At 65.9% G+C, this 10637-nt stretch carries 6 protein-coding genes and 2 rRNA genes (1 of these 8 only partly in view); 7 read left to right on the plus strand and 1 reads right to left on the minus strand.

The features are described 5' to 3' along the window. From LAO51_16320 to ruvB, 7 genes are all read left to right on the plus strand, one after another. Positions 1-1242, plus strand: a 23S ribosomal RNA gene (locus LAO51_16320); it begins 1775 nt to the left of the window's first position. A gap of 61 nt (positions 1243-1303) precedes the next feature. Continuing rightward, a 5S ribosomal RNA gene (gene rrf / locus LAO51_16325) occupies positions 1304-1420 on the plus strand. Positions 1421-1651: 231 nt separating this feature from the next. Beyond that, complete coding sequence (locus tag LAO51_16330) at positions 1652-2845, plus strand: outer membrane beta-barrel protein (GenBank protein MBZ5640309.1); 1194 nt, start codon at positions 1652-1654, stop codon at positions 2843-2845. A 227-nt stretch (positions 2846-3072) separates the two neighbouring features. After that, a complete protein-coding gene (locus LAO51_16335; GenBank protein ID MBZ5640310.1) occupies positions 3073-3822 on the plus strand; it encodes a YebC/PmpR family DNA-binding transcriptional regulator in 750 nt (249 codons plus the stop codon). 34 nt (positions 3823-3856) lie between these two features. Then, complete coding sequence (gene ruvC, locus LAO51_16340) at positions 3857-4381, plus strand: crossover junction endodeoxyribonuclease RuvC (protein MBZ5640311.1); 525 nt, start codon at positions 3857-3859, stop codon at positions 4379-4381. Positions 4382-4442: 61 nt separating this feature from the next. Next, positions 4443-5072, plus strand: coding sequence for a Holliday junction branch migration protein RuvA (gene ruvA, locus LAO51_16345; GenBank protein MBZ5640312.1), 630 nt, complete (start codon positions 4443-4445; stop codon positions 5070-5072). 11 nt (positions 5073-5083) lie between these two features. Next, on the plus strand, positions 5084-6094 hold the full coding sequence (ruvB, locus tag LAO51_16350; protein MBZ5640313.1) for a Holliday junction branch migration DNA helicase RuvB: 1011 nt from the start codon (positions 5084-5086) through the stop codon (positions 6092-6094). A 149-nt stretch (positions 6095-6243) separates the two neighbouring features. On the opposite strand, the gene LAO51_16355 is transcribed toward ruvB, so the two are convergent. After that, the gene (locus LAO51_16355) at positions 6244-10590 is read right to left on the minus strand and encodes a hypothetical protein (protein ID MBZ5640314.1); all 4347 of its coding nucleotides are present in this window, start codon (positions 10588-10590) and stop codon (positions 6244-6246) included. Between the last annotated feature and the right edge of the window lie 47 nt (positions 10591-10637).

The following is a 10637-nucleotide window of genomic DNA, read 5'->3' on the forward strand; positions in this document are numbered from 1 at the left end:
TAAGGAACTCGGCAAAATAGCCCCGTAACTTCGGGAGAAGGGGTGCCCCGGTAGGGTGAAGGACCTCGCGTCCGGAGCCTGAAGGGGTTGCAGTGAATGGGCCCAGGCGACTGTTTACTAAAAACACAGGACTCTGCAAAGTAAAAAAGACGACGTATAGGGTCTGACGCCTGCCAGGTGCCGGAAGGTTAAGAGGAGGGGTTAGCCGCAAGGCAACGCTCTGAATCGAAGCCCCGGTAAACGGCGGCCGTAACTATAACGGTCCTAAGGTAGCGAAATTCCTTGTCGGGTAAGTTCCGACCTGCACGAATGGCGTAACGATCTGGGCGCTGTCTCGGTGGGCGGCTCAGCGAATCTGTAGCACCGGTGAAGATGCCGGTTTCCCGCCGTTAGACGGAAAGACCCCGTGCACCTTTACTACATCCTGGCAGTGGACTTCGGTGCTGCATGTGCAGCATAGGTGGGAGGCTTTGAAGCGTGGGCGTTAGCCTGCGTGGAGCCAACAGTGAGATACCACCCTTGTGGCTCTGGGGTTCTAACCCAGGGCCGTGAATCCGGTCCGGGGACACTGCTTGGTGGGTAGTTTGACTGGGGCGGTCGCCTCCTAAATTGTAACGGAGGCGCCCGAAGGTGCCCTCAGGCTGTTTGGAAATCAGCCGCAGAGTGTAAAGGCAAAAGGGCGCTTGACTGCGAGACCCACAAGTCGAGCAGGTGCGAAAGCAGGGCTTAGTGATCCGGCGGTTCTGTATGGAAGGGCCGTCGCTCAACGGATAAAAGGTACGCCGGGGATAACAGGCTTATCTTGCCCAAGAGTTCACATCGACGGCAAGGTTTGGCACCTCGATGTCGGCTCATCGCATCCTGGGGCTGAAGTAGGTCCCAAGGGTTCGGCTGTTCGCCGATTAAAGCGGTACGTGAGCTGGGTTTAGAACGTCGTGAGACAGTTCGGTCCCTATCTACGGTGGGCGCAGGATACTTGATGGGATGGTTTCCTAGTACGAGAGGACCGGAAACCACGGACCTCCAGTGTTCCAGTTGTTCCGCCAGGGGCAGCGCTGGGTAGCTGTGTCCGCAAAGGATAAGCGCTGAAGGCATCTAAGCACGAAGCCCTCCCAGAGATGAGGTATCCCTCCGCGAAAGCGGCTAAAGGCCCCTCGGAGACGACGAGGTTGATAGGCCGGAGGTGTAAGTGCGGCAACGCATTCAGCTTACCGGTACTAATCGGCCGTGAGGCTTGACCATGGATCTTGTCCTTATCATTCGCAATGCTCCGTGGCATTGCGCATCCCTGACGATTCAGTTTCCCGGTGACCATAGCGAGGGGGTCACACCCGTTCCCATTCCGAACACGGTCGTTAAGCCCCTCAGCGCCGATGGTACTGCGCGGGCAACTGCGTGGGAGAGTAGGACGTTGCCGGGATCGTTCTCCGAGAAGGGCCCGCCGAAAGGCGGGCCCTTCGTTTTCCGGCTGGGCGCGGGCGCTCCCGACCGCCGCGCCGAGAGTCGCGAAGGGCGCGGAAGATTCGCAGCAAACGTGACGACGGGATCTTGACCCCGACCCGACGGCCACAGTATAAACACGATTCATCGTCGGCGGCCGGACGTGCGCCCTCGCGGCCACTGGTTCCGCCGATGCGCGGAGACGAGCGCCGTGAAGAAACGGAGCCTGGGTTCCTGGGTGTTCGTGTTGTGTGCGGTCGCGCTGATCTTGTCGCTCCCGGCGAGCGCCGAGGAAGTCGAGAAGAAGATCCGGGTGAGCCTGTCGGCGGGCCAGTTCAACACCCGCGACGTCGTCTCCAGCGATTCGGCCAACATTCTGACGATCGTCGATCAGAACGAGCAATTCGTCAACTACATCGAGGATCCGCGGAACGACAACGCCGCCCTCGGTGACCTGGAGATCCGCACGGCACCGCGCGTCATGGCGACGATCCAGTACGCGGTCAACCGTTTCTTCGTGGTCGAGGGCTCGGCGGGATATCAGTCGGGCAACGTCGGCGCCATCGAGATGCAGGCCGAGTTCCTCGGCACAGTGATCGCGCCGATCGAGCGCCACAAGTACACCGTCTTCGAGGTCCAGGCCGGGAAGATGACGCAGATCCCGCTCCAGGTGACCGCGATCGCACGCTTCCGCCCCAAGGCGAGGCTCAATCCGTATCTCGGATTAGGCGCCGGCTACACGATGGTCGGCTTCGAGCCCAGCTCGGGGCTGGACACGCTTTCGCGGCGGATGGATGGATTGGTCGGCGGACAGACTCGCCTGTCGCCGTACCCCGCGACCCAGCCCCAGGCTCCGGCGGCCTCGGACCTCGTCGCGCTGAGCGGCGGGAAGGTCGTCGCGGACAACTCGTTCGAATGGCACGCCGTCGGTGGGATGGAGTACAGCCTGAAGCGCAAGTGGGCGATCTATGCCGATCTGCGGTACGTGACCTCGTCGCGAGCGTTCACCATCGGCTTCAACGGCTCGAGCGGTCTGGGAATCTCCCTGCCCAACCGCCAGGCGCAGCAGGGATCCCCCATCGCCACCGCAGTCTACGGTCCGGTCTTGATCCCCAACGGCGGACTCGTGGACGGCGGCCGGAAGATCAACCCCGACGTCTTCCAGGGCGCCGCGGCCCCTCCGGGGATCTGCTCCATCTCCGATCCCCGTCAGTGCGTCTTCCTCAGGAACATCGACATGCAGGCCTACAACGCGAAGTGGAAGGACTACGTCGGTTCGGACGGGACCCGCTTCGTGCCCGTCAGTGCGGACGGGATCCTCGATCCGGGCTTCTACTACGTCAAGGGTGGGTCCATCCGGTACAGCGGAACCTCGCTGCAGATCGGCGTGCGATACACGTTCTGACCCTGACGGACGCCGGGCGCCGAACGTCCCGGCCACGGCGCTCCACGGCGCGCACTCCTCATCGGGCGGACCGCCCGTCCTGCGCGGCGGAAGGTGTCGGGCCCCGAGCCGGAGCGCCACGTCCCGCCGGGACTCGGGCTGGCGAGACGGCGCCGGGTTTCGCGCCCGGGACCGAAACGGTCCGAAAGCCTGTGCTACAATGGCCCCATCGAGCGGCGAGGTGCGGCATGTCCGGTCATTCCAAGTGGAGCACGATCAAGCACAAGAAGGCGGCCCTGGACGCGAAGCGGGGCAAGATCTTCACGCGGCTCATCAAGGAACTCACCATCGCGGCGAGGATCGGGGGTGGCGACCCAACGGGGAATCCGCGCCTCAGGACGGCCGTCGCCGACGCCAAGGCGGCGAACATGCCCGCGGACAACATCAAGCGGGCGATCCAGAAGGGGACGGGAGAACTCCCCGGCGTCACCTACGAGGAAGTCGTCTACGAGGGGTACGGACCCGGCGGGGTGGCCGTCTACGTCGAGATCCTGACGGACAACAAGATGCGCACCACGCCGGAGATCCGGCACATCTTCACGAAGCACGGCGGCGATCTCGGCCAGCCCAACAGCGTCTCCTGGATGTTCGAGAAGCGGGGGCAGTTCACATTGGCGGCCAGTGCGGTCGAGGAGGACCGTCTCTTGGAGATCGTCCTCGAAGCGGGCGCCGACGACCTGGGGAGGGACGGAGACACCTTCGAGGTGACGTGCTCGCCCTCCGCCCTCAACGCGGTCCGCGAGGCGCTGGAGAAGGCGGGTGTTCCCACCCTCACGTCCGGCGTCGTCATGGCTCCGCAGAACGTCGTTCACGTCGACGGGAAGCGCGTCCATCAATGCCTGAAGCTCCTCGAATCGCTCGAGGATCAAGACGACGTCCAGCACGTCTACGCGAACCTCGAGTTCGACGAGGCGGATCTCGAGGCGGAAGTCTCCTGACGCCCCTCGGGGACCTCTCCCACCGGGGCCGGTGATGGCGGAGCCGCTTCGCGTTCTCGGCGTCGACCCGGGATCCTTCCGCACGGGTTGGGGACTCGTGAGCGGCACCGCAAACGAGCCGGTGCTGATCGATTGCGGCGTGCTCCGCCTCCCGTCTCGCGCGGCTTTCCCGGACCGCCTGCACCGGCTCCTCGAGGACCTCGGGAGCCTGTTGGGACGCCTGGCGCCGTCCGCCGCCGCGGTCGAATCGCCGTTTCACGGCACCAACGCGCGGGCAGCTCTCCAGTTGGCCCACGCGCGCGGCGTCGTTCTGGCGGCGCTGGGCGCCGCCTCGATACCGGTGACCGAGTACACTCCCGCCACGGTGAAGCTGGCGGTGACGGGTGCCGGGCGCGCCGACAAGGAGCAGGTTCGCAAGATGGTGAGACGCCTCCTCGGCGGGGGATGGACCGGCTCCGGCGTCGCCGACGAGAGCGATGCGCTGGCCGTCGCTCTCTGCCATCTGGCCACCCTTCGCTACCGCGCCGCGGTCTCGCGCGCGGCGGCCCGGCGCCGCTGATCCCCGCCCCCGGGCCCATGCTATGATGCCGCCGCCTGAACGGCCGGGGGCGCGCGCGAGCATGATCGGCAGACTCACCGGAACCATCGCAGAGTGCTCGCCGGGCTCGGTCGTCATGGACGTCGGGGGCGTCGGCTACTCCCTCCAGATTCCCCTGAGCACCTTCTACGCGCTGCGGGTGGGCGAACGGGAGGCGGTCACGCTCCACGTCTACACCTACGTTCGGGAGGACGCCCTTCTCCTGTTCGGCTTCGCCAGCCCGGAGGAGCGGCGGACGTTCGAGCGGCTGATCGGGATCTCGGGCGTCGGGCCGCGCACCGCCCTGGCGGTGCTCTCCGGGATTGGTGTCCCGGATCTCGAGCGGGCGGTCCGCGAGGCGGACCGGGGCCAGCTCGAGCGGATCCCGGGCATCGGACGGAAGACCGCGGAGAGGATGATCCTCGAGCTCCGGGACCGGATCGAGCGGGAGGCCCGCCCGAGACGCGGGCGGGGTGCGGGCGGTGGCGCGTCCGCCGTTCCGAGGGAGACGCGCGACGGAGGCATCCGATCCGACGCCATCGTCGCCCTCGAGCATCTCGGGTACTCCCTCGACGCCGCGATCCGGGGGGTGGATCGCGCTCTGGAGGAACTGGGGGAAGCCGCCACGATCGAGCTCGTGCTCAAGGCCGCCCTTCGCGGGCTCGTCCGATAGGTGGTGAGAGCGTGCCCGACGATCGATTGGTTCGAGGCGAGGCCGAGGGCGACGATGCCTCCTTCGATACGACGCTCCGTCCCCGCACCCTCGCGGAGTACGTCGGACAGGAGACGTTGAAAGCGAACCTCTCGGTCTTCCTCGAGGCGGCGCGTCAGCGTGACGAGTCGCTGGATCACGTGCTGCTCTACGGCCCTCCCGGACTCGGAAAGACGACGCTGGCGCACGTGATCGCGCGGGAGATGGGGAGTCAGATTCGGGTCACCTCCGGCCCCGCCATCGAGCGGCCCGGCGATCTCGCCGCGATCCTGACCAATCTCCAGCCGGGCGATGTGCTGTTCATCGACGAGATCCATCGCCTTGGACACGTCGTGGAGGAGATCCTCTACCCGGCGATGGAGGATTTCGCCCTGGATCTGGTGATCGGCACGGGGCCCAACGCCCGCACTGTACGGTTGGACCTCCAGCGGTTCACCCTGGTCGGCGCGACCACGCGCAGCGGCCTTCTATCGGGACCGCTCCGCGATCGGTTCGGGATCGTCCACCACCTGGATTACTACCTCCCCGCCGATCTCGCGAAGATCGCCCGGCGCTCGGCCGGGATCCTGGGCGTTCCCCTCGATCCCGGAGGGGCGGGGGAGATCGCGCGGCGCTCGAGGGGAACTCCCCGAATCACGAACCGGCTGCTTCGCAGGGTCCGCGACTTCGCCCAGGTCGCCGGAGAGACGACCATCGCGGAGCGGACCGCGAGCGAGGCGCTGGAGCGGCTCCAGGTCGACCGGTTCGGCCTCGACGAGGTGGACCGGAGGATCCTGAGCGCCGTGATCGAGAAATTCGACGGGGGCCCCGTCGGTCTCGGCACGCTCGCCGCCGCGGTCGGGGAGGACCCGGGCACCCTCGAGGACATCTACGAGCCGTACCTGCTGCAGATCGGGTTCCTCGACCGGACACCGCGAGGCCGGCGCGCCACGAGGCGCGCTCGCGAGCACCTGCTCGGCAGCGACCCGTCCGCGCTCTTCTGACCGGTCGCCGTCCCGCCCGAGCCGCCTTGGGACCCGCGGCCGTCGGGCCCCGCTCGCGTCGTCGACACCCATCGAACCCTCCTGAAAAGAAGAAGGGGGAGGGACTGAGGTCCCTCCCCCTTCCGGGAAACGTCCTTAATCCCTAAGGATCAGGGGCAGGAATTCGGGTCCGCGCTGATCAGCGTGTCGATCGGCATCGCGACCGTGCAGGTGCCGGGCGAGACGCAGTCCGCGGTGAGCCGGCAGACGCGGCTGGCGTTGTTGCTGCAGACCTTCGCCTGGAACGAGTCCATGCTCAGGAAGGAGAACGGTGTGACGTTGCACGCCGAGCCGCGCGCGAGGAAGTAGTACGCGCTTCCCGTCGGGAGAACGGTGTTGTCGACCAGCGACTTCGCGTTCTTGTCGCAAGTCTTGTCGAGGACGGAGCCCGTGAAGGTCGAGGTGGCCCGGAGCACGTTGAGGTCGCCCCGGATCACGTCCGACCACGACGGGTTGGTGCCCCACGACACCGTCAGATTCTGGTCCGGCTCCGCGCCACCCAGTCCGCCCGTCTTGTCGACGTGCAGCGGGCCGCCTGGGTTGTACGGTTGTGCGATGAACGGGCTCGGCCACTTGTCGTTGCCCGTACCCGGACAGTTGACGTGCGCGGGGTGAGCGTTGCTCCCCTTGGTGCCGAGCGTCGTCGCCGTGCAGCTCGTGGCGGTCGAGCAGCGGACCGTCACGTCGTAGGCAGTGTCCACGAGCGGCGTGTCGGTGAAGAACGCGTTGTCCGTCCAGTCCCGCGCCAATACGGCGTTGACGTAGAACTGGTACTGCAGCACCCCGCCGATGCAAGCGCTCGCGGCGGAGGTGCTGGCATCCAGGGTGACTGGCTGGCCCGGAGCGAGGGTGGTGGTCGGCGACGCCGTGAGGTTCGCGGTCACCGACGTGCAATTCGCCGGGCAGGCCGGGAGCGCGCTGTTGTTCTTGGTGTCCGCCACCATGGTCGTGGGGGACGTCAAGGTGTTCGAGATCTGGACATCGTCGATGTACCACCCGTCGTCGTTCCAGCGACCGCTGGGGAAGTTGAGGCTGATCGGGTCGGTGTAGTCGTAGATCTTGATCGTGGAAGTGAGGAACCGGACGCTCGCCCGGCGGCCGCGGTACCGCTCGAGGTTGAACTTCGTCTGGACCCAGGTCCCGCGGTCGATGCTCCCCTTGAGGCCCACCGGGTCGTCGGAGGCGCGGTTCACGTTCCCCTGAACGAAGCCGGTGGCGTAATCCGTCCAGCCCTGCGATCCGAAGTTGAATTCGGGGAAGCAGGTCGACGACGGGCCGTACGTACGGTTCGGGTCCGTCGGGTCGAAGTAGCTGTCCTCGTTGTTCCCGTCGTCGTCGGGGTCGAACGTGCAGTTGATGTAGTTGGTGGACGGCTGGATGTCGTAGACGTTCTCGTAAGGATTGATCTTCTGCCAGAGTCCCACGGGGTTGCCCGCCGCGTCGGCGAGCTGCATCTCGACGACGCCGCGGTCGGGAGCCTGCATGAAGAGCGCGTTGATGTAGCGGTAGTCCATCAGGTTGATCTGGTGCTTGAACGTCAGCTCCGGGTTCCCCGGCGTGGTCGGGAACATGCCGAGGTTCACGGGTTGCGCGGTCACGATGGCGTCCATCTGGGAGAACTTGTAGTCGTCGAACTTCGGGTCGCCCGGGTTGAGGTGGTAGCCCCAGTGGAGCGACTGGCTGCCGACGTAGGCGCGGCCGCCGTCCGACATGGACGTGGTGTGCAGGTGCCAGTCGTACGTGTTGTCGGCGTCGTTGGCGAAGCCGAGGTAGCAGTAGGTCTGGCCGTAGGAGCCCGTGTTGGGGAAGTCCGGGTCGTTGTACTGGCACCGCTTGCCCTCGGACGCGGCGTTGTTGTTCATGCCCGAGTCCAGCGACATCGAGGTGAAGAGGCCGAAACCGGAGGCCTCCTCGAAGCTCTCGGAGAAGGTCGAGGCGGAGCCGCCGCCGCTGGCGTCGAGGTCGACGTCTTGGAGGACTTGCTGCGCGGCGAGCGGGGCGTCGAACTGGTCGCTCGAGATCGTCACGTTGAACGTCACGTGCATGTCGTCGTTCTCGTGACCCGCGAGGCGGTTCACCGTGCTCCCCAGCTTCCACTTGAACGGGGTCGGAATCTCCGTCGTGACACCCTTCGCGATGGACGCGATGGAGATCGTGTCGGAGAAGATGCAGTCGACGAAGGTGCTGTTGCTGGCGAGGCGCGCGACGACGTTGGTGAGGTCCTTTCCCGTCTTGTTGATCACGGTGATGAACATGTTCACCGTTTCGTTGGTGTCGGCGAAGCCGTCGCCGTCGCCCTTGCCGATGTCGTTGGTGATCCGGCTGCCCTTGACCACCACGCTGCCGACGGGCACGTTGATCTGGACCGTCGACTGGATGATCCCCCACTGGATCGGGTTGGGATCCTGCTTGCAGGGCGTGCCGGTGCCGTCGTCCGGATCGTTGTACTGTATCGTCACGACCGGCTGCTGGGTCCCGGACCTCTGGACGAAGACCGTGCCCGGCGAGTCGTAAGCCGAGGACACGGGCACCGACCCCTTGAAGACCCCGGAGCCCGAGGACGTCTCGTCGAGGAGTATCCACTCGCCGGCGAGCTCGGCATCGGACCAGGCCTTCACGTAGACGTCGCGATTGGCGTTGCCGCCGCAGCTGGGCGCATCACCGACGTCGGTGTAGACGCCGTTGTGGTTGCAGTCGTTGTTGCCGTTCTTGCCGGGCGAGGCGTCGGTCACGGTGATCCCGACCGCCGTCAGGCCGGTGTACGTCTGGCTGACCGACGTGTCGAGCGTGGCGCAGGACCCCGAGGACGCGCAGTTCGTGGTGGTGTCCTCGTCGAGGCGGACTTCCTTCCACTCCACCACCATGTCGTCCACGCCGACGCCGTAAGCCTTGACCGGCTGGCTCGACGCGGATCCTTCGAAGACGTTGAAGCCGAGCGCGCCCTGGTAGTTGACCCCGTCGTCGCCGTACGTGTCCTCGAGGGTGTAATAACGCCCCTCGATGAACCCGTTGACCACGATCATGTTCATGTTGCGGATCGGGCCGTTCTTGAACACGAACTGGTCGGTGGTCGTGGTGCCGTCGAAGTTGCAGATGCCGTTGTACGGGGCGGTACAGACGGCCGCCGCGTTCGCCGAGGTGCACGACTGCTGCTTGTCGTTCGCGTTCGACGGGTTGTTGCACCAGCCGTTGCGCAGATCGTCGTCCAGCGGGAGCGCGAACCCGTACGGGCCGGAGCGGGTGTCGGACTGCTCGAAGTAGCAGGCGTTCTTGCCCTCGTGGTTGCCGCCGACCACTCCGTTCTTCGAGTTGGCGGTGCCCGGGTCCGTGAAGTCGGCGAACACCGGGAAGCCGTTGGTGAGAGGCGAGTTGCCGCCGGACACCGGCCCGAAGAGGCTGGTCAGCGCGTCGAACACCGTGCCGTCCGTCGTGAGGCTGACGGGGGAGATCTTGTCGGTGTCCGTGTCGAACTCCCAGGTCAGCTGGGTGAGGGACGAGTCGGCGATGTCCATCTCCATGTTCCACGCCCAGTTGGTGAACTGGGTGCGGTACACGGGCCGTCCCTCGGAATCGGTCTGCGGGTGGACCTTCTGGATCACCGGGGTCTCGAGGAGCTCCCACCAGTGGCGGATGAAGTCCGTGCCCGCGTAAACCTCGGAGCGCTGGCACTGGCCGGGGTCGGCGCCGTCGACCATGCAGGTCTCGGCCGTCGGGTCCCCGATCCTGCCGGTGTGCCAGATGCCGCCGTAGGTGTTCCCGCCCTTCGTCTGCCAACCGCAGCCGCCGGCGGTGCTCCAGTTCTGGTCGAGCAATCCGTTGATCGGGTCCCGGTCCTCCGTTCCGTCGAGGACGCCGTTGAAGTTCTCGTCCTCGCCCCAGTTCGCGATGGGGCTCGGGGGATTCCGGTTCGTGTCGGAGCTGAGGCCGGTCACGAATCCGCCGTTGTTGGAGTCGAAGTTCCACGGCGAGTGCAGCGCGAGGTTCCGAGTGGCGCCCGCGGTGAGGTCGGACCACACGATGGTCTCGAACCGGTAGTCATTGACGTGGTTGATGTCGCCGACGAACGTCGTCGGGTTCTCGATCGTCTCGTTGTTGTTCCAGTCGAAGAACTGCGTTCCTCCGGTCGGGAAGTCCGTCGAGTAGTAGAACGCGGTCTCGTTGGCGTTCAGCGTCGTCCGGTAGGCCATCAGGCCTTCCACCGGCTTGCCCGCCTTCTTTGCGGAGATCCCGAGCAGCATGTCCACGTCCTGCAGGCCGCTGATCGGGTTCCCCATCTGGATCGTGAAGGAAACGGAGAGCACCGGCGCCGAAACCTGGTTGACGGCGAGCGACACCAGGGCCGGGATGGTCCCGATGCTCTTCGGCGAGTCGAGCACGCTCAGGATCGACGTCGGCACCGGCGTGTTGTTCGTCCGGTTCGGGTCGGCGCAATCCGTGGTGCCGGGCTTGCAGCTCACGGGGCTGTCGGCATCGTGGTAGACCGCCCGCAGGGCGGCCACCGCGT

Source organism: Terriglobia bacterium (genome assembly GCA_020073205.1).
GTDB lineage: Bacteria > Acidobacteriota > Polarisedimenticolia > Polarisedimenticolales > JAIQFR01 > JAIQFR01.

What these genes read in the sequence shown, in the direction of transcription:
- LAO51_16335 (MBZ5640310.1), top strand. Translation starts at nt 3,073, where the DNA reads ATGTCCGGTCATTCCAAGTGGAGCACGATCAAGCACAAGAAGGCGGCC.
- ruvC (MBZ5640311.1), top strand. Translation starts at nt 3,857, where the DNA reads ATGGCGGAGCCGCTTCGCGTTCTCGGCGTCGACCCGGGATCCTTCCGC.
- ruvA (MBZ5640312.1), top strand. Translation starts at nt 4,443, where the DNA reads ATGATCGGCAGACTCACCGGAACCATCGCAGAGTGCTCGCCGGGCTCG.